At 68.1% G+C, this 21,892-nt stretch carries 22 protein-coding genes; 2 read left to right on the forward strand and 20 right to left on the reverse strand.

Features of this window, described 5'->3' with window-relative positions; genetic code table 11:
* Window positions 1-34: 34 nt before the first annotated feature.
* The 9 genes from ABEA24_RS18225 to ABEA24_RS18265 all read right to left on the reverse strand — a co-directional run bounded on the left by ABEA24_RS18225 (window position 35) and on the right by ABEA24_RS18265 (window position 10,882).
* Window positions 35-1,018 carry a hypothetical protein gene (locus ABEA24_RS18225; protein ID WP_345432068.1) on the reverse strand — a complete coding sequence of 328 codons (984 nt, stop codon included), beginning with the start codon at window positions 1,016-1,018 and terminating at the stop codon, window positions 35-37.
* A 1-nt stretch (window position 1,019) separates the two neighbouring features.
* Window positions 1,020-1,526, reverse strand: coding sequence for a CHAP domain-containing protein (locus ABEA24_RS18230; RefSeq protein ID WP_345432069.1), 507 nt, complete (start codon window positions 1,524-1,526; stop codon window positions 1,020-1,022).
* 65 nt (window positions 1,527-1,591) lie between these two features.
* Window positions 1,592-1,798: a hypothetical protein gene (locus ABEA24_RS18235; RefSeq protein WP_345432070.1), complete on the reverse strand. Its 207-nt coding sequence runs from the start codon at window positions 1,796-1,798 to the stop codon at window positions 1,592-1,594.
* 12 nt (window positions 1,799-1,810) lie between these two features.
* Window positions 1,811-2,242: a hypothetical protein gene (locus tag ABEA24_RS18240; protein WP_345432071.1), complete on the reverse strand. Its 432-nt coding sequence runs from the start codon at window positions 2,240-2,242 to the stop codon at window positions 1,811-1,813.
* Window positions 2,243-2,328: 86 nt separating this feature from the next.
* On the reverse strand, window positions 2,329-2,682 hold the full coding sequence (locus tag ABEA24_RS18245) for a hypothetical protein (protein WP_345432073.1): 354 nt from the start codon (window positions 2,680-2,682) through the stop codon (window positions 2,329-2,331).
* A gap of 100 nt (window positions 2,683-2,782) precedes the next feature.
* Complete coding sequence (locus ABEA24_RS18250) at window positions 2,783-3,343, reverse strand: hypothetical protein (RefSeq protein ID WP_345432074.1); 561 nt, start codon at window positions 3,341-3,343, stop codon at window positions 2,783-2,785.
* Entirely contained in the window at window positions 3,340-4,377 is a 1,038-nt protein-coding gene (locus ABEA24_RS18255; RefSeq protein WP_345432075.1) for a hypothetical protein, read from the reverse strand. Before ABEA24_RS18255 ends, ABEA24_RS18250 begins: the two co-directional genes overlap by 4 nt.
* A gap of 179 nt (window positions 4,378-4,556) precedes the next feature.
* Entirely contained in the window at window positions 4,557-7,517 is a 2,961-nt protein-coding gene (locus ABEA24_RS18260) for a hypothetical protein (protein ID WP_345432076.1), read from the reverse strand.
* Window positions 7,517-10,882: a phage tail tape measure protein gene (locus ABEA24_RS18265; RefSeq protein ID WP_345432077.1), complete on the reverse strand. Its 3,366-nt coding sequence runs from the start codon at window positions 10,880-10,882 to the stop codon at window positions 7,517-7,519. Before ABEA24_RS18265 ends, ABEA24_RS18260 begins: the two co-directional genes overlap by 1 nt.
* Before the next feature lie 115 nt (window positions 10,883-10,997).
* Here ABEA24_RS18265 and ABEA24_RS18270 point away from each other — a divergent pair, with 115 nt between their 5' ends.
* A complete protein-coding gene (locus ABEA24_RS18270; RefSeq protein WP_345432190.1) occupies window positions 10,998-11,513 on the forward strand; it encodes a DUF4429 domain-containing protein in 516 nt (171 codons plus the stop codon).
* A gap of 3 nt (window positions 11,514-11,516) precedes the next feature.
* On the opposite strand, the gene ABEA24_RS18275 is transcribed toward ABEA24_RS18270, so the two are convergent.
* The 11 genes from ABEA24_RS18275 to ABEA24_RS18325 all read right to left on the reverse strand — a co-directional run bounded on the left by ABEA24_RS18275 (window position 11,517) and on the right by ABEA24_RS18325 (window position 21,138).
* On the reverse strand, window positions 11,517-11,957 hold the full coding sequence (locus tag ABEA24_RS18275; RefSeq protein ID WP_345432078.1) for a phage virion morphogenesis protein: 441 nt from the start codon (window positions 11,955-11,957) through the stop codon (window positions 11,517-11,519).
* Between the two features lie 223 nt (window positions 11,958-12,180).
* Entirely contained in the window at window positions 12,181-12,594 is a 414-nt protein-coding gene (locus ABEA24_RS18280) for a hypothetical protein (protein ID WP_345432079.1), read from the reverse strand.
* Between the two features lie 18 nt (window positions 12,595-12,612).
* Window positions 12,613-13,839, reverse strand: coding sequence for a hypothetical protein (locus tag ABEA24_RS18285; protein ID WP_345432080.1), 1,227 nt, complete (start codon window positions 13,837-13,839; stop codon window positions 12,613-12,615).
* The gene (locus tag ABEA24_RS18290) at window positions 13,836-14,138 is read right to left on the reverse strand and encodes a hypothetical protein (RefSeq protein WP_345432081.1); all 303 of its coding nucleotides are present in this window, start codon (window positions 14,136-14,138) and stop codon (window positions 13,836-13,838) included. Before ABEA24_RS18290 ends, ABEA24_RS18285 begins: the two co-directional genes overlap by 4 nt.
* Before the next feature lie 39 nt (window positions 14,139-14,177).
* Window positions 14,178-14,678, reverse strand: coding sequence for a hypothetical protein (locus tag ABEA24_RS18295; RefSeq protein WP_345432082.1), 501 nt, complete (start codon window positions 14,676-14,678; stop codon window positions 14,178-14,180).
* 38 nt (window positions 14,679-14,716) lie between these two features.
* Window positions 14,717-15,649 (reverse strand): hypothetical protein, encoded by a 933-nt coding sequence (locus tag ABEA24_RS18300; RefSeq protein WP_345432084.1) that lies wholly within the window; start codon window positions 15,647-15,649, stop codon window positions 14,717-14,719.
* Window positions 15,650-15,861: 212 nt separating this feature from the next.
* Window positions 15,862-16,431, reverse strand: a complete 570-nt coding sequence (locus tag ABEA24_RS18305) for an SAP domain-containing protein (protein ID WP_345432085.1) — start codon at window positions 16,429-16,431, stop codon at window positions 15,862-15,864.
* Entirely contained in the window at window positions 16,428-16,709 is a 282-nt protein-coding gene (locus ABEA24_RS18310) for a hypothetical protein (protein ID WP_345432086.1), read from the reverse strand. The genes ABEA24_RS18305 and ABEA24_RS18310 overlap by 4 nt, the downstream gene beginning before the upstream one ends.
* 24 nt (window positions 16,710-16,733) lie before the next feature.
* On the reverse strand, window positions 16,734-16,985 hold the full coding sequence (locus ABEA24_RS18315) for a hypothetical protein (protein ID WP_345432087.1): 252 nt from the start codon (window positions 16,983-16,985) through the stop codon (window positions 16,734-16,736).
* 69 nt (window positions 16,986-17,054) lie between these two features.
* A complete protein-coding gene (locus ABEA24_RS18320; RefSeq protein ID WP_345432088.1) occupies window positions 17,055-18,857 on the reverse strand; it encodes a hypothetical protein in 1,803 nt (600 codons plus the stop codon).
* 31 nt (window positions 18,858-18,888) lie between these two features.
* Window positions 18,889-21,138: a hypothetical protein gene (locus ABEA24_RS18325; RefSeq protein ID WP_345432089.1), complete on the reverse strand. Its 2,250-nt coding sequence runs from the start codon at window positions 21,136-21,138 to the stop codon at window positions 18,889-18,891.
* A gap of 385 nt (window positions 21,139-21,523) precedes the next feature.
* Here ABEA24_RS18325 and ABEA24_RS18330 point away from each other — a divergent pair, with 385 nt between their 5' ends.
* Entirely contained in the window at window positions 21,524-21,874 is a 351-nt protein-coding gene (locus ABEA24_RS18330) for a PadR family transcriptional regulator (protein ID WP_345432091.1), read from the forward strand.
* The last annotated feature ends 18 nt before the right edge of the window (window positions 21,875-21,892 follow it).

Consider the following 21,892-nt stretch of genomic DNA (forward strand, 5'->3'; position numbering starts at 1 on the left):
CTTGCTCGGCGAGGAGGAACCCGAATGACCGCGGTCAGTACTTCAGGAGCGTGAGCTTGGCCATCGCCCCCTGGACCGTGATCGGGTAGGCATTCGGGTTGTAGACGCGGACGCGTACGGGGTTGGGCTTGTCGACGCCGAACTGCGCGGACAGTTGCTCTCGTACGACGCCGTCGGCGTTGGCGTGGAAGGTCGTGCGCCAGGCGTCGTCACCGATCACCCAGCCGCCCTTGCCGTCGCTCTTCATGCGAGTCCACGCGATGTCGACCGGATCGCCAGCCTTGAAGCCGTGCAGCTCGACGATCGCGTCCGCGACCGCCCAGTACGGCCCGTCAGGGTAGACACTGAGCGCCTTGCCGTCCTTGCCGGGGCTGACGAACTTGTGCTTGTCGGAGAAGACCTTGCTCCACTGGAGCGATGCGTCGTTGCTAGCCGGGATCGCCTGGCCATCCCCTGCGCCGAGACTGCTGATTGCCGCCATTTCGTCCTCCTGGCTGTGCTGGGTGTCCCAGAGCGGGACCGAGTCGTCGATGAGTGATGCGTCGTAGTCAGTGCCGAGCAGCTGGTCATCCGCCCACTGTGTGGCGACCGAGCCCGGCTCGAGGTGCGGGGTACCGGTGTAGTGCGCCGCCCACACGCCACCGGACGTACGCGGGTTGCGGAAAATCGCGGACAGCGACCCGTACTCGACCGTCACGTAGCCGGCTGCGACGATGTCCGCGTCGAACGCCCGGACGTACGAGGCGTTGACCGCCATCTCCAGGTCCAGCGACACCGCGCAGCCACGCGGCGCGCCGAAGGCGTGCAGCTGCGCGATGGCCTCGGCGGCGTCCACGTGCGGGTCGTGGCTGTCCGGGTTCGAGCGGACGTAAATCGGCAGCCGATACCGAGCAGGCTGCGCGGCAATCTCCTCGGCGGTCCACACGTGGGGGGTGTCGCCGCCGATGTAGAAGGCGACGACCTCCCACTTCGGCGGGTGCGCGGGCGGATCGGCTGCGTCGTACATGCGTTTGGTCATGTCATGCCCCCAGACTGACGACGATGGCGAGGTCCTCGTCCTGGGCCGGATCGGCCGGCCAGGCCGGGTCCGCGAACCCGTACACGAGGCTCAAGCTGCGGGTTCGTGGCGCGCACTGGCCGTTCAACGTGTTGAACTCGATCGTCTCGATCGTCCCGTCGTGGTTGTCCTGCAGCACGGCGCCGACGTGCGCCGGTCCGCCGCTGCCGAAGTTGAAGAACACGATCCGGCCTCGGCCGGGCTTGTCGGTCGTGCGCCCCTGGGCGTGGAAGTGATCCCACCAGGACGGGACCCACGCCCACGCGCGGTTCCCGCCGCCGAGGACGTCGAGCTGGCCTGTCTGATCGGCGCACCACAGCAGACCCATCGCGCAGAAGTCGCCGGCCTTGAATGCCGCATCGTGCACGAGCTCGGCGAACCAGGTGCCGTACGTGGTGGTGCCGTTCGCCTTCCGGCACATGCCACGCTGGGACAGGGCTTTCGCGAGGAATGCGTCGCGTCCATCCATTTGGTACCTCCTAAATCGCATTGGCCACAGCGCATTGGGCAACCGCAGCCCCGAGCACCCGATACTCAGTGACGCGGGTAGAGCAGATTGATCACGGTCACGGTGGTGGCGATCGCGGACAAGGCCGTCGGTACGATCCAGCGCCGCCAGCCCGTCACCGCGCGTTCCTCGGCCCGCCAGGTCTCTAGCCGTCGGATCCGCGCGGACAGGCCACGTGCGTACGCCCACGATCGAGACGACCGGCGCTCGGGGTCTTCGTCACGGCTGGCCATCGATGCCGCCGGTCATGAGATGAGGTTCCGGATGAAGTGCTCGGCCTCCCAGTCCGCGGCTGCAGCATGGTGGATGCCGCCGAGTCCGCGGTGGTGCTTCTCGCAGAGCCACATCAGGTTGTCGGCGGATCCGTTGACCCACTCGCCGACTTCGCCTACGACGGACACGCCGGGGTATCGGGCCTCCAGGAGCGCCAGGTCGACCGCGTTGATCAGCGCGAACTCGATGTGCGCGTGGTGGAGCTCCAGATTGCCGCCGCACTCGCTGAAGTCCCCGACGCGATCCACGCCGAACTGGCATTCCGCGCTGGCCCGGGTCCGGTGCCGGTACGCCTCAAAGTCGCGGTAGTGCGGGTCGGTCTCGCGCGGCTCGTGCGCCGGATAGTGGATCCGGTATCGGTGGGTCACGGTCTGGTCGTGGGCGGGCACGACGTTTTCGGGCATGACGAAGTTCCCCTTGGTGGCTGAGGCGGTCGGGACCCGCGAGTGCAACGTGAGCAGCGGCAGGAAGAGAGCGGGCGGATCCGCGGTCAGTGATGGATGAAGGCCACGACGACGCCGAGGATCGTGGCGATGGCGGCGAGAAGGCCGACGATCAGCGGCCAGAGCCAGCGGCGATGCTCAGTGCGCTCCTGCGCGTGCTGGGCATCGCTCTGGAGCTGGTGCACGACGTCGGTGAGCCGCGACTCGGTAGCGCCGACGCGCTTGTCTAGCTCCGTGACCTCGCTACGATCCGCCTTCCTCTCGACGCGCTTGTCCAGCTCCACGAGCTCGGCGCGGTCGGCCTTGAGCGCGAGCGTGTCGACGAGCCGGTCCAATTTGCTTTCGAGTCGGCCGAGCACCTCCCGCAGGCTGTAGCTGATGTGCGGCTCGTCTTCGGGCACACAGAGTCCTTCCGTGCGGGAACAGGGCTGACGTCGACGCAGCCGTCAGGCGGCTGGACATGCGCGGGGTGGGCCACGACAGCCCGGCGGGACAGCGTCGTCACACGCTCATCCAGAGGAGTTCGATTCGGCTCTGCACGCCGGCTGTGGTCTGCCAGGTCGGGTTCGCGGAGGGCTCGTTCGACACGTAGCAGTCGAGGGCGATCTGGTCGCCGGCGATGCAGTACGCCTCCCAGAGGGCGGTCACGCACTTGGGGTCGGACGCGCCTGTCGGAGGGAAGATCTCCGGCCCTTCCCAGCCCACCGTTCCCTGCCCGGTCGGGCTGCTGCCGTTGATGGACAGCGAGGGGATCAGCACGGTGCCTGCGGCTCCGGTGCCAGCCAGGCTGACAGTGCCGCAGCAGATGTACCAGCCGGACTGCTGCACGGTGTAGGCGGCAGGGTTGCCTGCCGCCCACCCGCCGTACGGGTCCTCATCCACGGAGTCCCAGGGGATCAGCGTGTGTGCGTTCCGGGCGACCGTGCCGGCGCCAGCCCTCCTCGCCCGGAACGCCACTCTCGCGAGGAGGAAACTGAACGCCTGACTCATGGCGTTCAGCTGCGGCGTCGGTGGCTGCCCGGCGTAGAACGTGAGGTTCGCAGGGACGGCGAGGCCGCTCATTTCGCCAGCCAGACGACGTTCATGCGTGAGCAGTTGTTCGCCGCGGCAAGAACGGTGAGCGCCGCTCCCTGGGTCTGCTGCATCTGGGTCTCGATGGCGTCCCCCACGCTCAGCCGGACGAGCGCGACGGCATAGATCGCGGTGCCGATCGTGCCGGACGTAAGCGGGAGCACCGTCCAGCCCGCGTACGCCTGACTTCCACCTCCAGCGAAGGTCTGTAGCAACCGCGCGGCCCTGTACCCGCTGTTGGTGCCGGGGTCGCTGGTGCTCACCAGCCCGGCGACGAGATACAGACCCGCGCGCTGGCAGACGTAGCGGGACGGGTTCGCGCTCGACCAGCCGCCGTAGTTATCGACCGTGATGCCGCTGGCGGCGAAGTTGATCGACGTCCAGGACGTGCCAGACGGGATGGTCTGCGAACCACCCTGGCTGGTCAGCCTGGCGATCGGCGGGTTGTGCAGGAATCGGATCAGGTCGCGGACCTCGACGTTGGCGGGGACCTTCCCGCCGCCGGTCGCCGAGCCCGCCCAGATATCCGCATCCGTCCACACGTGAGGACTGGCCGGCAGGGCGGGTGTGAGCGCCCCAGGCCATGCCTGGTCGACGGCGACCCACCGGACTGTCAGCGTCGGTGTTTTCCCCGAGAAGGCGGTGTTGAGGGCACCGGCCCCGGTTTGGTACGCCGTGAGCTCGACGTAGTCGTTGTTGGCGCCGGACATCTGGATCAGGTCGATGACCATGGTGTCCAGGACATGCCCGGCGCCACCTGGGATCTTGCCGCCTTCCAGGACCGTTCCGCCGTTCTTGCGGAGCCCGGCGATGAACGCGGTCGCACCGAATCCGGTCGCGTTGAACGGCACATATCCGCTGCACAGGTACCAGTCGCCCCCGGAGGTGTTCGAGTTCGTCCATGGCGCGTAGTACCTGCCGGTGTTCGTCGCGTCGCTGTGCCCGCCCCAGTTGTCGATCATCTCGGCCATGCCGGTGACCGGTATCCAGGTGCTCGCAGGGATGGACTGCTGAGCAGTCTGCATCCCCTGGAACAGAGGGCGCTGACGATGCCACAGGGCCGCGCTACCGGCGTCCAGCTCCAACAGCGGCGCACGCAGCGGATCGCCTTGCACACCAGGCGCGGCGTCCGCCCAGGTACGAGGAGCACGCGGTTCCCAGACTTCTGCACCATCGGTGAGATAGACGCGCGTCTCGGTGCCCATCACGCCCCCAATACGGTGCCGCCGAGGACGCCGGCGGCAGGGTCGCCTGTGATCGGTACTGGCGCTGGCGCGGGCCCGAGTTGAAGGGTCCACCTGGCCAGGTCCGCGCCGAGGTCTGGCTCGACGCGCAGGACCCGGCAGCGTGCGGAGATCATCGGCGCGCCGATCGGTCGGCGGTTCACGATGAGGATGTCGCCGACTTCGACGCTGAGGCAGAACGCCCACGCGGCCGGGTTCGATGCGGGCTCGATGACGATCTGATCCACCATGATCTGCGGGTAGGCGAACCGGCTCAGGAGCCACCAGCTCAGGTGCCAGGCGTCGGCGGCGTAGTACAGGCGGGTGTCGCGCGACAGCGTGCGGGATCCGTACCGCTGGGTGGAGGTGTCATCGACCGCAGTGAGTGTCTGCGCTGCCATCTCGCCGCCGCCGACGTACTTCGTGTTGGCGATGGTGACGTTGTTGTAGACGTACGTCGTGTTGTAGCCGTACGTTCCGCCCGGTTGGAAAGGGATCTCGCCGGGTCCGTCCCCGAGGGCGGCCCGGACGGCCTGGTAGTAACTGTACTGGCGGGATCGGACCTGGAATTGCCCGGCAGCATCAACGAAGATGGCCGCGTCCTCGGCACCGGTCATGTCGGTGGCAACCTGAGTGATCGAGCCGTTCGCTGAGGCGTCTTCGACGTCCATCACCAGCGGACTGGAAGTGATGGCACGCGCGCCACGCCAGGCCACCGTGTCCAGCTTGCGCTGTACGCGCCGGGAGGTCGTATCCCAGCCGCTGATGTTGCCGGTTGAAAGCGGAATCGCGTACCGGCTGGCATTCGTCAGTTGCAGGATCTCCGCGTCCGTGAGGATCCGCGGAAAGATCGCAATGTGCGCGTGGATTCCGTTGAAAGCGCTCCCGGCGAAGAAGGCGTCGGCCTCACCACCGACGTCGATCGTCGAGAAGCTGGCCGGGAGGTTGCAGGCACCGGACCAGCTGGCACCGTCGATGTATGCGGTCCAGCTGGACTGGTTGAAGGTGATCGCCCAGATGTCCGGGTCGCTGGAGGTACCGCCCAGGCCCGTTCCCGCCGGCCCGCTCGTCGTCGTGGCGGCGTGGGTGTTCTTGTCCCAGGTCATCACCTTGGTCACCCCGCCCTGCGGGTGCGGGATGAACAGCTTCAGCAGGGAGCCGCCGCTGCCCTGGCCGGGGTTTCCGTTGCGGACCATCATGAGGGTGCAGTCGTATGAGCCGCTGCCGATGGTGTTGTCGGTGCCGATCGTTGTGCCGATGATCGTCACGCCGTTGGCGATGCTGGGGAAGTCGCTGCCCTGCGCGACGAGCGCGAACCCTTTGTGCGCGGCGCCATCGGCCTGCGTCAGGCCGGACTGCTGCCAGCCGGTGCCCGGGTCACCGACGATGGACGTTTTGAAGCCCAATCCGGAGTCCACGCCCTGCGTCGCCGCGCCGAAGTCGGCCGTGTTGGACGCGCCCGCACCGTACTTGCTCTGTACCTGCTGCAGCGCGACGTTGGAGAAGCCGGAGGCGTTCGCGGCATACCCGGTGCCCGACGGATCCGAGCACGGCCAGTAGTGCGTCGGGGACCGCCGCATGATCTCCCCTGCCAAGGGTGACAAGTTGGCCGCGGTCAAGGTGGCGAGCGCGTCGATGCCGGTCGCCGCGGCCTCGCCCCAGTGCGCGTCCTCCCAGGACTGCGGCAGTTCGCCGAGCCAGCCGGTGGCGACCGTGTACCACTTGCCCTGCCAGTACATCTGCATCTGCCAGGGGATGTAGAGGTCGATCGGGATGCCGACGAACTGGTCGCCGGCCCCGGTCGCGACGGCCGCTCCGCCGGGGGTGCCGTCCGCGCGTGTGAAGGTGATGGTTGTCGTTCCGCCGACGGTAGAGATGCCGGTGACCTGGAAGACCGTCAGCTCCTTCAGCACTCCGCCGTTGGTCTGGAGGCGGAAGAAGTCGCTGCGGTTGATGTTCGCCGTCTGGGCGGTCGGAACGAGGATCGTCGTCGTCGTGCCTGCGGCGGTAGCGGTCGCCGCCCCGGAGTGCCTCGGGCTGTACGCACCGTCGTCGTTGCGGATGCCGATCGTCGCCTGCTCGGACTGGGCGATGCCCTGGTCGTACGGGATGCCGCGCGGAGCGTGCACGACGGACCGCCCAGAGTCGTCGGTGAGCCGGGTCGTCTGGTCGGTCCACCACACACGGCTCAGCGGCGTACTGAGCTGGTAGCCCAGGCCGACGTTCAGGCGGGTGATCGGCCAGTTCGGATTCGGCTGTGACGGCAGGGCCCCGACCGTACGGAACGAGACCGCGACGCCCGCCCAGTTGACCTTGGTGCTGCCGCTGCTCCACGTCGCGGTGGTCGCGCCGGTCGCCGCCTGCCACTGCGAGGTGGCCACCACGTTCGGGCCGCTGCGGGAGACCTGCGTCAGGGGCGTGAAGCCCACGCCGGTGGCCGTGATCGCGGCCGGCGTGCCGTTGTCCGTCGCCGCCACGCCGAGCACGACGTTCGTACCGGAGGGCGGCGCAGGCACGGGGAGCGACAGGGACGTCACCTGGGTGGCCGTCCCCGTCGCGATGGCGTCGACCGTGAGCTGCCCGTTGCCCATCCCGGATAGCTCGATCACGTTCACCGCGACCGAGCCGACATCCGAGGCGCTGATGGCCATCGCCGCGGCGTACACCGGCAGCCACGGCCACCCGTCATATCTTGCCGCCGGGCACGCCCACACCTCCGCCTGGATTTGGCCATTCACTGCGCTCGCGGGGCCGCTAGCAATGGCGAGGAGCTGCCAGATGTTCCGGGCCGGGTCGGACAGGCCCAACAGTGGCGTGGTGCCGTCCACGCACCGGGCCGCGACGATCGCCACCAGCCAGTTCCCCGGCGCAGGGTTGGTGATGACCTCGGTGTCCCAGTTCGCGCCGGTCGCCGTCCACTGGCTTGCGACAGCGACCGGCATCAGATCCTCCTTGGCACGCTCGCGCCGTTGCCGGCGTTGTAGACGCTGCGCTGCGCCAGTCCCTTGCGCACGGTCTCGACCAGGTCCCGATCAGCGCGGACACTCCCCTCGACCTTCACCTGCACGTTCGTGATGTGCTGCACGACGGTGCCATGTGACGAGCCGAGCGTGGACGGACCGCCGTCGAACCAGCCGCCGTACTGGTTGCGGCGCATCGCCTCCAGCGACTGCTGCGCGGCCATCGCCGCCAGGTACTCCCGGCGCGCCAGCACCTTCCCCGACAGATGCAGGCTCGGCTTCGCCTTCTTGGGCGTAGTCAGCTTGAGGTACTCGTCGTGGTACTGCTTGTACAGCTTGTGCTGCGCGGCGCCGAGCTTGGCGTACTTGTGCATCTCCTCGAGCACGTGCTTCATCGCCCGCGCGTACCGGATCGAATGGTGATGCTGCTCGTATTCCTTCTTGTACTTGTTGTAGCGCCGCCGCCACTCGTCCTCTTCGCGGTCGTACCTTTTCTCCTTCTTGGCGGCGCTCTCGTACAGCTTCTTGACGCGCTGCGCTTCCTTCTGCTGTGGGGTGAGACGAGGGCGGTGCCCTTCGATGCCGACGCTCCCGGCCGCGGCGAGGGTGTCGGCGGCGGCCGACACGACGTGCGCGTTGGCGGTCATGCCGGTGGCGAGGCGGTTGGCGATCTCCATGCCGGACAGCAGCGGGTCGCCGCGTCCGCTCAGTGGACCGACCTTCGCGGGGCTGAACGGCAGGTAGTTCCGCAAGCCCTGGATCAGGTCGTGCATCGTATTCCAGGCACCCGACGCCATCGACTTGATGCCGTTGATCAGCCCTTGGATCAGGTTCCGGCCAGCGTCGTAAAGCAGATTTCCGAAGCCGGACGCGAAATCCTTGATGATCTTGATCGTGCCCTTGAAAGTATCGGATGCCAATTTCTTCACATTCGACCAGGCTTTACCCCATTTTCCGGTCAATAGGTCCATGACGATGGCGATGATGTCGAGGACCTGGTGAATTCCGAGCGTGACGACGTCACGGATGTAGTGCCAGGCGATCTTGAGGGCGTCGACGACGATTCCCCAGACCAGCTTCCAGGCTCCGGCCATGATGGTGAGGGTCGGCTTGAGGTAGCCGTCCCACCAGATCCGCGTGGCGGTGACGACCACGCTGGAGACGGCACGCCACGTCTCAGAGGCCACCTGCTTGACTTCTTCTCCGTTTCGATGCCACCAGTTCGAAAATACCTTGAGTTGAGATTGAAGCCATTTCAGCGGCCCTTGAGTGAACCGATGAAAAATCGCCTCAATCGCACGCCAGACGACCTCGGCTGAGACTTTTATGGCTTTCCAGACCGCCTGGACGGCCGACCGGAACCATGCGAAACGCGTCCACGCGTACCAAATGGCTCCGACGACCAGCGCCATGGCGGCGACGACGGCAAGGACGATCCACGTGATCGGGTTGGCCAGAAGCGCGGCATTCATTTGCCAGATCGCAGCAGTCAGCGCGACCACTGCCGCGACTGCCACCGTTCCGAGAATGACTGCCAGCGCTTTGATCGCCCAGGTGTGTTTGGCGAGCCAGCCGACCACGGCCGTGACGACCGGAAGCAGCATTTGCCCAAGCTGGATCGCTACCGCGTGGATCTCTTGCCCGGCCTGGGCCATCTGGAAGTTCAGCGTCTTTTGGACGTCCGAGAAGCCTTTGACCGACCCGCCGCCCTGCCCCCATGCGGCGGAGACCGCTTTGACGTTTTCCTGGGTGTCTTGCAAACTGTGGCCGGTCAACTGAAGGGCCGCGCGCATGGCGTTCGTGCCGCCGGTCATCCGACCCAACGCGTCCATGTAACTTTGCGCGAGCGGCGACCCGGACTTTAGCAGATCTGAGAAGCCATGCGCGCGCTTCGAGGCCGTAGCGAACTGCGACGCGAGGTTTGCTGTCAGCGGCGGAAGGCCTTGGACGTACTTCGCCCACTCCTTCGCCGTGATCGTGCCGTTCTCGAACGACTTAGCCATTCGCTGGACGTCAGGTGGAAGGTGTTTCAGTGCGATCGCGGCATTCTGTGCTGCGAGCTTGGAGTTGTTCAGCGCGCTGATGAGAATCTGCCCGCTCTTCTTGTCCATGCTGCGGGCGATCGCCTGCGTGAGCATGTCGAGCGTCCCGACCAGACCGCGTTTGCCTAGATTCTGGGAGACGTCGGTGGCGGAGATCCCGAGCCGATCCATCTCTTTGACGGCCTGAAGATTTGGCTTCTCCAGGTTCCGGATGACGGCGGCCAACTGGAAGGTGGCCTCTCTGGCTGACGCACCGTGCTGGGTGAGCGTCGCCATCGCACCGCCCAGTTCCGCGAAGCTGATGTGTGCCTGCGCAGCCAGCGGTGAGACCGTGGAAATGGCCGCCGCGAAATCAGCCATCGCCATTTTTCCCTGGCCCACGGTGACAGTCATGGCATTCATCACACGTGCGGCTTCGCGCGGCTGGACGTTGTAGTCGCGCATGACGGTCGTCAATGCGTTGGTGACGTCACGCAGAGGGGCCATTTCAGCGCGGGCACCGCGCGCGGCGACCCCCATGACCGTAAGACCGCCCTTGGCCACGGTGTAGCCAGCGGAGGACACCATGTACATGCCGGCCGTCAGCTCTTTGGTGCTGGTGCCCGTCTCGACGCTCATCTTCAGGAGCGCGTCCGACGCGGTCCGCAGGTTTCCGGTGAACCGTCCGCCGATCAGGTCACCGGTTTCCCCCGCCGACGTTTTCAGGCGCATGATCTGCGTCTGGAAGTCCGCCGCACTCTTCACGCCGTACGCGGTGAACGCGGCCCCAGCGAGCAGGACACCCTTCCCGAGCTCCTGCATCCCCCCGTACAGGCTCGAAGCCGTCGCCCGGAGCACGGTGTTCTTCTCGGCGGCAGCCGCAGCCGCCTCCCCGCCGAGCTTCTGGCTGGCCGTGAGAACCTTCTGCGCCTCGGCGGACGCCTTCGACGCCTCGGCGAGGAGCTGCTGCTCGCGCGCCAAGCTGGCCGTCATCTCCGCTTCGAGCTGCGCGGCCTCGGCCGCGAGCTTCTCGGCTTCACTCAGGACCGTCTCTTCCTCGGCGGCGGCCCGCGCGGACTCGCCGAGGGCCCGCGGCGCCGCGGCCTGCTCGGCGGCGGCATCCGCACCACCCGCGCCCGCCGCCGCACCCGGCGCGACGCCGGTCTTCTTCGCCGCGGCGTTCATCGCCCGGAGTTCCTTGTTCACCGCGGCGATCGACTCGGTGAGCCGGGTGTTCGCGGCGATCATGGCGTCGATCCCGGCCAGGTAGTTCGTCGCGTCGGCGATGTACTCCTGCACGGCGGGCGGAAGCAGCTCTCCGGACACGTGTCACCCCCTCTCCGTCGCCTTTTGGCGTTCTGCTTGACGGCGGATCTAGGGCGGGCAGATCATCGGCGCGCGTAGAGAGCGGGGAGCAATGGACACACGCGGAATGAGCGGGATGAATGGGCCGCTGGAGGCTCACGGGGCCAACGGTCAGCTGTACTTCGACGGCGCTACCGTGACGCTCACCCGGAGAGGCTTCATGGCGCGATCACAGGTCGGCGGCGGCGAGCAGCGGATCCCGTTGACGTCGATCAGCGCGGTCAACTGGAAGCCCGCCAGCAAGATCGGGATCAACGGCTACATCCAGTTCACCGTGGCCGGTGACACACGCCGACGCCCGCGCCGCGGACAAGGAAACCTCGACGCTGCCCGCGACCAGATGAGCGTCACCTTCCGGTACGGGCAGATGCCCGCCTTCGAGGTGGCGCGTGATGCCATCGAGCAGGCCCTCGCAGCGGCGCGCATGCCCGCCCCGGCCCCCGGGCAGGCATGGGGACCTCCCCCACCGGGGTCGTACGGCCAGCAGGACCCCGCCGCGCGGCTCCGCCAACTCGACGCACTACGCGGCCAAGGGCTGATCTCCGATCAGGAGTACGCCCGGCAGCGGGCCCAGATCATCGGCGGAGTGTAGCCGTCACCACATCACGGCGATGAACGCTTCACAGCCTGCCCGTGAGAGTGCCCCGGACACCGCGGCGTTGCCGGCGCCGGGCTCGAGGTATGGCCGGGCCGGCAGATACGTGGCGTGGTTCCTGCCGGCCCAGCCCCCGAACTGCTGGATTCGCGCGTAGACCGTCGTCGCGCCGACGACGGTGACGAAGCGAACGGGACCAAGCGGCACCGTCGTGGTGGCGGTGACGCTGTCGTGCAGGTCACCGGACACCATCGCCGGAGGACGGCCCGGAGGCGACGGCGTCGGCGTGCCGGGCGGGTGTGACAGCCGACTCAGCTCCGTCTGTGTCGATTCCTTCCCGACGGCGCCCATCGCCGCCGAGGCCGCCTCGGTCGCGGCCGAGACACGCACCCGGATGGTCTTGAGACGCCTGGTGACGTCCGCACCCACGTTCCTGCTCATGTCCCGTAACCCCTTCCGGAGAATCGCGGGCCGGGCTGTTCAGACACCTTCGCCGCCGCATCGGCCTGCCGCGCCTTCTCCTTGCGCTCGCGGATGATGTCCAAGGCGGTCGCCATCGGCCGCGCCCACCGTACGAACAGCAGCGGCTGCTGTTCCGTGACGGTGGGCGGCCAGTGGAACCTCTCCGCGTACCACAGCCACTCGGCCGCCTCCTCCAGCTCGTCTACTGGGAGGTCGCCAGGCTTTCCGGTGGCGAAGAAGCGGACGAGTCGTTCGACTTCTCCGTCCGGGATTTTCCCGCCGCGTCGATCTTGTCCTTGTACGGTTTCGCCTCCTCGACGAGCGTGCCGTAGTCATCCAGCGGCACGCGGTCCAGTGCCTCGGGGTCCGCGATCGGGATCCCAAGGGGCTGGCCGTCGACGTCCCGGACATCCCACGACGTGATGATGCGGGTCAGGAGGGCGTCCATCTGCACGTCGGTGATGGACATGTCCATCTCCTCGACGCGCGGCACACCGTCCTCGTCGGGTTTGAACTGGAGCTTCGTCGCCCGGCGCAGGGCCTTCGCATCGCCGGACGTCAGTTTGTTGGGGTCGCGGAATTCGGCCCACTGGCCGTTGGACAGTTCAACACGCACGGGCGTTCTCTTCTCTGGTTAGTAGGACGGGACGTTGTTGATCAGCGTGATCTTCGCCGGGGAGTAGGCCCCGGAGCCTCCGGCGTTCGTGACGTTCGCGATGAATTTGGCGCCGACGTCAAAGCCGAAGGCATCCTTCGAGTCGTTGATCTTCGACGTGTCGTACGCCGTGACCTGCGCGTCGATCTTCAGCTGTGAGCCGTTCGGGCCGGTCGCCACGACCTGGGTCTGCGGCTGGGTGTTGTTCAGCAGGGCGAGGAGCTGGCTCTCGTCCGGTACCGGGCCGAAGGTGAGCTTTGCCGTCGCCGCCACACTGCCGCGGACCATCGCATATGGATTCTGGACGCCTTGGGCGGTCCAGAACGGCGAGACCTTGCGGGTGATGGTGATGGCCCACTCTTCGGTGTAGCGGTTCTGGGTCACGCCCGAGGCCGGCCCGCCGATGCCGACCGCGCTGTTCCACGCGGGCTGTGCCGGGACGTTTGAGGGTGCGACGGTCGGAGCGGATGCGGCCGGGACCGACAGCCACGTGTCGGCCTTCGCCTCCCAGGTGAGGAGTTGCGCGGAGTTGCCGGTGAGGACGATCTCGGACAGGCAAGCGGCTGGGTAGGAGCGGGCTCCGCTGCCGGGGGTGACGCCGGTGATGTCCGTGAGCGTGTGCGTTGGTGGCTGCGCGCCGTTCGCCGGCGAGTTCAGCAGGCTGAACTGGTGCGTGTACGGTCCGCTGGTGTTCGTGACTGCGACGTTGTTCGCGTGTGCGAAGCGGGTCGGCGTCGCCGACATCAGCGTGATCGTGTTGCTGGCCACCGACTGGACCTGCACGATCTCGGCCAAGCTGCCGGTGTCGATCTGAATCCACTGCCCCGCCGCGAACCCGGTTCCGGTGGCGACCGTGATGGACGTCGCCGCGGCGGCCACCGCGGCGGCGAGCGTGGTGTTCGGGGCGGCGGCCGTGCCGGTGACGATGTAGTCGCCCAGCAGGTTCAAAAGGAAGTGGCCGAGGATGTCCGAGTACACCGGGCCGCCGATGTCCACCGAGCCGCTGTAGGTGCCCTGGATGTAGCCGTACTCCTCGGCCATCGCGGCGCGCCACGACTTGTCGACCAAGCCGGTGATTTTGTCCTCAGGACCGAATTTGTCCACGGGCACGGTGACGGTCGGGAGGACTGCCGTGCCGACGACGGCCTCACGGCCGATCCCGATGGCCCGGCGCTCGACGGGAAACACGAAGGGAGTCGTCATCATGACGCCGCCTTCCGGGTCTTGGAGGCCCTCGCGGCGGCCTGATCGGTGGACCCATTGCTCTGGTTGCCCGCAGGATCGGTGTCCTTGGCTGGCGTCTGGTTCTTCTTCTCAGTGACGGCGAGCCACTGCCCGTCCGCCGGGATCTCGGGCAGTTCCTCGTTGCCGGCCGCCCGGCGAATGCAGACCGGGCCGCTGCCGGGCCTGCCCTGGAGGGTCTGGAAGGTTCCGTCGTCCGCGACCTGGAGGTACGCGGGATAGGTCCGCTCTTCAGTGCCCGTGTAGACGTACGTCGGCGGCACACACCTGCTTTCTGCCGGGGTCCGGCTAATCGGGGTTGGTCAGGCCTGGATGAACTCGGAGAACGGCACGCGCACGAGCGCGTCGTAGCGCAGGTACCGTTCGTCGGCGACGGACCGGACCGGGCCGAGCTGCCAGCTCATGTCCTCGCCGACGCCACACAGCTCCACCGTCATGCCGCTGTCCGGGTCGGTCACGATGGCCGGGTCCGGTGACGTCCGAAGGGCGTTCAGGACGGCGTCGACGATGCTCGGGAAGGCCGAGTCAGCGTCCGGGTCACTGTCCGAGCCGAACCACACCAGGTACACCTCGATGTCCTGCTTGACGGTCTTCCAGGCACCGTTGACGCCTCCCCGGTTACGGGGCAGCGACTGCCGCGCCTCAGTGCCCCGTGCCGGCCAGATGTAGGCGGCCGGCGCGGACTCGGTGTACGGGTCGGGCGGGGTGATGAAGGCATGCAACGGCTCGATGCCGCTCGGCCCTGGAACGCTCAGGGCGTCGAGGAGGCCCTTGATGTGGTTCTGCGCGGTGACCAACGGCATCGGCTCTCACCGCCTGCCCAGGAGCTTGTCCGACCGCGTCACAGCACTCGCCGGAACGGGTGGATGATCAGTCGCGCCTCGGCCATCAGATCTTCGGGGGAACGGGACGCCTGCTGCTTGCCGCCGACGGACTGGATCGTGGTGGCGGTCGCGCCCCGGGTCAGCGCCATCCCGGAGGCCATGAGGATCGTCGCCCACTGGACTGCCTCCGGCAGCGTCGAGACCACCGTGCCGGGCTGGTGCGCATAGGCGATCGGAGCCGCGAGCGTCAGCGTGCCCGGCCCGGTCGAAGCGGTCGCCGCGGTGACGGTGATCGCTTCCTGCTGGCCGCCGTCGAAAATGATCCCGGTCGCCCCGGGCAGTCCCGGCCCGGCCGGCGCCCAGCCCGTGCAGTCGTCGACGGCGAGTGTCATGTCCCCGGCCCTGGGCGCTGGCGCGGTCAGTCCCGCGTGCGGCCAGCCGTTCAGGTAGTTGATCAAGAGCATGTAGCCGTTCCGGCCGCGGCTCCAGTCGACGTAGCCGGGGGCGAGGAGGACGACCTGACCGCCGTCTCCGGTGTCCGAGGGCGAGGACGTGCCGTACACGCCGATGAGCGGCTGCTCGACCTGCCACTGGTCGGCCGGAATGTCCGTCCACTGCGGCGGGAACGACGCGGCCGACGACACTCTGCCGCCGAGGACCTGGGTCACAGGTGGTCGGGCAAGCATGACCCGCGTGACCCCGCCGGTCCGCGTCGTGACCCGGTAGTCCGGCCCGTACAGCGTCTCGGCGTTGGCGGTGCACCGCAGCGTCGTGTTGCAGCACTCATCGACCATCGCTGTCGCCCTGGAGCACAGGTTCAACTGCTCGGCGAGTTTCTGTTCCGGCGTGGCGGTGCGGTCCGGGATCGTCGACCAGGAGATGCCTGTCGGCGCGGCAGTCAGCATGGCCGGGTTGATGTACGGCGTGCCCGGCCCGGTGACGTCGACCACGGCGGATCACCCCCCGCTCGTGACGACCGTGACGTTGAGCTTCCGCGCGCACTTCCCGCACAGGTACCGGTCGTTGTCGGCGTCGAACCCGGCGTGGCTGGCGCACAGTGCAGTGTCGCATTCGGCGCAGTCCGTGACGGCGTGTGCTCGCCGCGCGGAACGGCCACGGATCGGGCCGCTGCACCTGCCACACAGCCCGTGTGCGCGCCCCATCAGGACCCGCTGGCCTTCCGGATCCGCTCGATCAGGTCTTTCTTGCTGCCGCCCTGCCCGACGCCAGCCTCCCGCGCTTTGACCCGCAGCTGGTTGATCGTGAGCGTGGACAGGTCGACCGCGTCGTCTTCGGCGGCGAGTTGGAGGGACGTCTGGTCCTGGCCGCTCGAGGGCGGCGCCGGATCACCGCCCGACTCCGGGAGCGGCGCGGGGGCCTGGCCGCCGACGACCACGACCTCCTCGTCGTCCTGGCCGCCGCCGTTGTTCAGCGCCGCGATCTGGCGGCTGCGCTCGCGCGCGGCCTCATTCCGCTCCTGCTGCAGCAGCCGTTCGGACTGCCGCTCGAGCGCCTCGGCTTCGCGTTCCTCGTCCGGGGTGAGGGGGATCTCCCAGCGATGCGCGGACCACTGCGGGTTACCGGCGAGCGCGCGTTCACACGGAGGGCAGGCCAGAGCGAACAGCTTGAGCGGCGTGCCGTCCTTGACGGGCCTGCGGTGGTGCTCGCCGCAGCCGCCGAGCTCGGGCGGGATGCTGACGCCGGAGACGTCAGAGCGGGCGTAGACGGTCAATGGGTCTCCTCAATCGTGGACCCGCCACAGCGGGGGCAGGTGGTCGCCCAGGCTTGGGCGAGAAATCGGCAGGGCTCGCACCAGCGGCCCGCCTTCGTGGCCAGGCCGTACGAGCGCGTCGCGGACACGACGCCGGTCCGCCCGTTGGTGGAGGTCTTGATGGCGCCGGCGTGACGATCCTCGACGGTGACCGTGGAGCCGGGCTTCGCGGTGTACTTCGTGCCGTCGCCCATCTGGAGGCCGTAGCAACCGGGCGGCAGCGTTACACGGGTCGACATGGGCTCACCTCGGGGTGGTGACGATCAAAGGACGTTCACCGCCACGGCGACCTGCCCGGCGCCAGTGGCCGTGACGGCGTACAGCGTGGCGGCGTTGCCATGAAGCTCCAGGCGGCTCCCCGGAGGGAACGGCAGACCCGTCGAGGGCGTCACCCCGGCCCCGCCGAGGTAGACCAGGGTCGGCCCCTTGTTCGTGATCAGGTGGTGCTCGTTGATGCCGCCGGGCGAGTGCAGGATCGCCGCGATGGTGCCGATGTTGACGGTGACGCGTTTCATCGCCGGTCCCCTTGTCGGGCAATGGTGAGGCCCGGCCGGACGATGCCGGGCCGAGCCTCACGAGGTGGATCAGGAGTAGGGGGTGACGTCGGACTTTTCGATGCCCTGGATCAGGCCGGAGTACTGCGGGGCCGAGGCCACGAGCGCGCCATAGCTGAACATCGAGTAGCGGAAAGTCGGGTCGATGACCGGCCAGCTGATGCTCAGGTAGTCCTGGACCATGGTCATCTCGAAGCAGTTCGAGACCTGGCTCCAGGCGAACGGCAGCGAGTAGGACATCAGCAGGGCGGTGCCCTGGGTGAGCCACGGGTGGACCAGCATCTTGATGATGCTGCGCGTGATCGGGTTCTGGAACTCCGACACCGCGGCGCCAGCGCGGATGCCGGACACCTCCGGCTGGTCGATCATCAGCCGGTAGTTGGTCGCCGCGCCGCTGGCGACGACGTCGTTGGCGAGGCGCATGAGGTCGCCGCCCTCGCCGATGATCTCGCTCGGATCGGCGCGGAAAGCGCCGGGATTGAACGAGCCCGTGCCGGACCAGAGGCCCTGGAGGGCGTTGTTCACGGCGTTGATGGACAGGTGGGTGCCGAGGTTCGGCTGGTAGTACCCGGCCTGCCAGCCCGCCGGGTAGACACCCGCCGTCGCCGCCTGCCCGGACAAGGTCGGGATCAGACCCGCGAACCGGGTGGACTTGCCCGTGCCAGTGTCGGTGGCCGGCGGGGTCGGTCCCGAGCCCGGCACGCTCCCCTGAAGGGTGAAGCGGGTCCCTCCGACGTTGGCCGCCATCTGGAAGAGAGCGGCCCGGCCCGGCGCTGCGGCCGAGCTGTTATTGACGTAGATGTTGTACGTCAACGCGCCGGGGACGGCCGGGAGCGCGACGTCGATGACCTGCGTGTTCGCGACCGCGCCAACGTCCGCGCTCACCGCGCCCATCACCGTCTCGCCGAAGTAGTTCACGGCGGTGTAGGCGATCCAGAAATGCGCGGAGGCGGCCAGGGGGGTTTCGCCCGAACCCGCCGTCCGCAGCGAGAACCCCGGGGTTCCGGGGACTCCAAGGTTCTGCGGCGTCGCGGAGAGGATCTGGTACTCCTCGCCGAGCATGAACTCCTGCAGAAGGATCAAGTTGGCCAAGGCGGAGATGTCTTCGAAGCCCTGGCCCGCGAACTGGCTCAGCCACGACAGGCTCTCAGACAGGCCCGAGAACTGATACGGCACGTTGATGTCCACGGCCGTCTGCGAGCCCGACGGCGGGATGTTGTTCGGCCACGTCCCGAAGTTCGTCGTCTCCGAACTGGAGATGTCCACCACGCCCTGGCCGCCGGTCTGGCTACCGCTGATGCCCGTGACGACCTTCATGCGGCGGCTCGTGCCCTGGCCCTGAACGCGAGGGATCTTGTTCCGGAGCGGGCTGTACACCGGGTAGATGAGCCGGGACGGGGCGAGCAGGTCGTACGGCACGAACCCGGACGAGAGCGGGGACGTCAGGGTGACGTTCTTACCGAGCTCGCCGAACGCGGCCTGGATCTGCTTGACCATCTCGGCCATGCCGCCACCGCCGACGCCGAAGCCCGGCGCGCCGGCCGCCGACATGAAATGCCCGAACTGCTGCGTGAACGCGGGCGACAGGCCCTTCACCACGCTGGTCGGGTTCGACAGGCCCTGCTTGACCACGCCCTTCAGCGACTGGGCGGCCTTGAAGGACCGGTCAAAGATCTCCGCGTCGTCGTCGAGGGGCTGAACGCCCCGCGGCCGCGCGAAGCCGAAGCCCTTGACGGCGTTCGGCATACGGGTCGCCAGCATGTCGCTGGCGGCGTCGAACTGGGATGCGTCGTTCGCCGCGGCTTCCTGCGGCTTGACGAGGGTTTCTGCCACACACCTCCTGGTGCGGTGTTGTTCCTGATTGCTATTCGGCGGTTTGGAGCTGCTCCAGCTGCTTGCGCGCCTGATCGGCCATGACCGGGTCGCTGGACTTCGTGAGCTGAACCATGTACGCGATCCTGTCCGCGTGCTCCTTCGCGTTCGCCTCGTCGATCAGGGAGCGCCGCTCCGCTACTGCTCCGACACCATCGGAGGTCGACTTTGTGGCGATGACGCCCCGGTACGGGGCAAGGTTCGGGTCGGGCTGCGCGCCCAGCTCCTCGATCTGCTGAGTGAGCTGAGCGATCGTGGCGTCCCGACTGGCGAGGGCCTTGGCGAGCAGGTCCTCGACCGTCTTCACGGTCACGACCGGCTCGGCCGACGCCCCTGGCTGTGTGGTGGCGTCCGCGGCCTTCGTCGCGGACGTGGTCACCGGGCCGTCGCCGACGGCTTCCGGTACGTGCGTGTCGCCCATCGGGCAGACGTTCGGGTGGGCGGACGCGATGTGGTCGTGGAGGGTCTTCATCGCCTCTCTTGCCACCGCGGACTGCGCGGCCGCGTACACCGGGCCGTCGCCCTTCGCCGACGCCGAGGCGTGCCCGGCCGACAGCGGGCCACGGTGGAAGTCGCTGGCCGCGATGTCGTGGAACGCCTGCGCGGACGGCTGGCTCCCGGTCGGGGCGGCCGGCAGCGGCGCGTGCCCGGCGCTGATGTACGGGCGCTTGAACCGACCTTGGGTGATGTCGCCCGGTGTCGGGTGCGCGCCCGGGTAGAGCTCGGTGAAGGACTTGCGCAGCCCGGCGAGGGCGTCCCGTACGGCCTCCGGGTGGGCGGTGGCGATCGTGCGGGCGGCCGTGGCGAGCGCGAGCGCCTTGTTCGCCTCGTCCAGGTCGCCAGCCGTCATGGCCTGCTGCGCCTGCTGCCGCCACATGGCCTCGTCGACGGCGTCACCCGCATGCTTGAGCGCCGGGTACGTCGCCGTGATCACCTCGGGGCTGTAGGCGGCGCAGAGGACGTCGTGGAGGCGTCCGAGGCCGTAGTCGAGGGACTTGCCCCACGTCGGGGTGGCCTCGCCCGTGCCTTCGGTCTTGGCGTCGCCGTCCTCCATGTGCGCGGACTGCTCGAACACCTCGGCCTGCGGCCCGTCGGGCTCCCGGTGCGCCGGCACGGGCGCGGTCTCCTTGCCCTGCACGCCGTCGCCGGGGGTCGCGCTCTTCTCCGCGTCGCCGCCGCCGTCGGCGCCGGCGAGCTTGGTGCCGCACTTCGCGCAGAACCGCGCGCCCTCGCCGTGGCCCTTCATGCCGCACTTCGAGCACGCCGCCTGAGCCTTGTCGGCCTCGTCGTCGGCTGCCTTGCCGTTGTCGCTGTCGGCCATCGGCAGCTTGTGGCCGCAGTCCTCGCACGACCGCTGCTTGGAGTCGGCGTGGTAGGTCCGGCCGCAGTTCCCGCAGTCCTTGCTGCCCTTCGCCACCGGGGCATCGTCGGCCGGGGGCTCGTCCGGGGCCGCTCCTTCGCTGACATCCGGCTTGCCGACCGGGGCAGGGGCCTCGCCCTTCAGGACCGCGGCGAGGCGGTCCACGACCGCGTCGGCGAACTTGCCCGCGCCAGGAACGTCGCCGACGGAATCCGCGGCGGTGTCGCTGGCCTTCTTCTCGACGATCCGCGCCATGTCGGCCGGGCTGAACGACTTGCCGGCCGCGGCCTCCTGGCCGTCGCCAGCCTTGGTGACGTCGTCGGTGGCGGCCTTCAGCGCGGCGTCGGTGTCGCCCCAGACGTCGCCGGTGACCTCAGCGCTGCCGTCCTTCGCGGCCTTCACCAGTTCGATGCCGCAGTTCCGGTTCGCGGGCCGGTCGACCAGGCTGATCTCGCCGAGCTCGCCGTCGACGATCCGGCCGCCGCGCGCCTTGGTGTCCGAGACGACCTTCGGGCGCATGATTCCGACGCTGTACGCCCGCAGCACGCCCTCCTCGACAAGGGACTTGGCGACGGGTTCCACGACGAGGGACTTCACCCAGTGGCCGCCGTCGCCATCTCGGTCGATGTCGACCTCGACGCCACGGCCAGCCGGGTCACGATGCGCGTTGTGCTGCACGCGGACATTCCCGCCCGAGGACAGCCACTCCTCCAGGGCCTTGCCGGACCAGTCCGGGTCGACGATCTGCTCGTCGGAGTCCACGCTCCCGTCGGTCGCCTTGCCGTACACCAGGAGGTGGCCCTGCGGCGTGGTCTCGGTCTTCACGATCGGGAAACTGACGTACGTCGTGTCGGTGTTGTCGGTGGTCAGGGTTGCTGCCACACACCTCCCAGGGTGCGGTCGGGGTGGGTGCCCGCTGGGCGGGCGTGTGGGACTGGTAGTTGGGTGATCTGAGCGCGGCGTCGGGTGGTGGGGACGTGCGCTTCCGCCCGGGGCCACGGCGGAAGCGAGCAGGGTAAGCCTGAAGCCACCGTATCGCTATAAGCCTAATCTCACCTGTATCAAGATAAGCGCTAAGCTGAGCATGCCAACCAAGGGGAAGGGTTGTCCATGGAACTTCGCAATGACCGGGCAGCGCCGATGCCGCCCATACCTTCAGCCGAGTCAACGGCCTTCTGGATCGGCCGCATCCACAGCTTGGCTTCTCGTTCGCTTCTGATCCTCACGTCGCCCGCCGCAGCGCCTTGCGCGAGGTGGTGATCAGGTCATGAGCGAGAACTTCGCCCCGCTTCGGCGCATCACTGTGCCAACTCTGGCAGTTCTTGCGGTGCTGCTCCGGGAGGATCACCGCTGGTTCGGGCTGCGGATCGCCGAGGAGCTCGGCATGCGTACCGCGTCCGTCTACCCGATCCTCGCCCGGCTAGAGAAGGCCGGGTGGGTCACCGCAACGTGGGAGGTCCCGAGCGCGACCCACGACTCGGGTGCCCCACGTAAGTACTACGCCCTAACAGAACCTGGCCGAGAGAGCGCCAAAGCGGTGCTCGCGGCCCGCGAGGAGGTGATGGCCCGACACCAGCGGTCGGCGTCGTTGCTCTCCAGGGCCGGCTATGGCCACTGAACCAAGGAAGGGGTTAAC

Origin of the sequence: Actinoallomurus vinaceus, assembly GCF_039542055.1 — a bacterium.
GTDB lineage: Bacteria > Actinomycetota > Actinomycetes > Streptosporangiales > Streptosporangiaceae > Actinoallomurus > Actinoallomurus vinaceus.

Coding starts and splice junctions, on each gene's coding strand:
- ABEA24_RS18310 (WP_345432086.1), bottom strand. CDS start 16,709: ATGTCGACCCGTGTAACGCTGCCGCCCGGTTGCTACGGCCTCCAGATG.
- ABEA24_RS18270 (WP_345432190.1), top strand. CDS start 10,998: ATGAATGGGCCGCTGGAGGCTCACGGGGCCAACGGTCAGCTGTACTTC.
- ABEA24_RS18285 (WP_345432080.1), bottom strand. CDS start 13,839: ATGATGACGACTCCCTTCGTGTTTCCCGTCGAGCGCCGGGCCATCGGG.
- ABEA24_RS18235 (WP_345432070.1), bottom strand. CDS start 1,798: ATGGCCAGCCGTGACGAAGACCCCGAGCGCCGGTCGTCTCGATCGTGG.
- ABEA24_RS18330 (WP_345432091.1), top strand. CDS start 21,524: ATGAGCGAGAACTTCGCCCCGCTTCGGCGCATCACTGTGCCAACTCTG.
- ABEA24_RS18275 (WP_345432078.1), bottom strand. CDS start 11,957: ATGAGCAGGAACGTGGGTGCGGACGTCACCAGGCGTCTCAAGACCATC.
- ABEA24_RS18250 (WP_345432074.1), bottom strand. CDS start 3,343: ATGAGCGGCCTCGCCGTCCCTGCGAACCTCACGTTCTACGCCGGGCAG.
- ABEA24_RS18295 (WP_345432082.1), bottom strand. CDS start 14,678: ATGCCGTTGGTCACCGCGCAGAACCACATCAAGGGCCTCCTCGACGCC.
- ABEA24_RS18315 (WP_345432087.1), bottom strand. CDS start 16,985: ATGAAACGCGTCACCGTCAACATCGGCACCATCGCGGCGATCCTGCAC.
- ABEA24_RS18225 (WP_345432068.1), bottom strand. CDS start 1,018: ATGACCAAACGCATGTACGACGCAGCCGATCCGCCCGCGCACCCGCCG.
- ABEA24_RS18260 (WP_345432076.1), bottom strand. CDS start 7,517: ATGCCGGTCGCTGTCGCAAGCCAGTGGACGGCGACCGGCGCGAACTGG.
- ABEA24_RS18255 (WP_345432075.1), bottom strand. CDS start 4,377: ATGCAGACTGCTCAGCAGTCCATCCCTGCGAGCACCTGGATACCGGTC.
- ABEA24_RS18230 (WP_345432069.1), bottom strand. CDS start 1,526: ATGGATGGACGCGACGCATTCCTCGCGAAAGCCCTGTCCCAGCGTGGC.
- ABEA24_RS18240 (WP_345432071.1), bottom strand. CDS start 2,242: ATGCCCGAAAACGTCGTGCCCGCCCACGACCAGACCGTGACCCACCGA.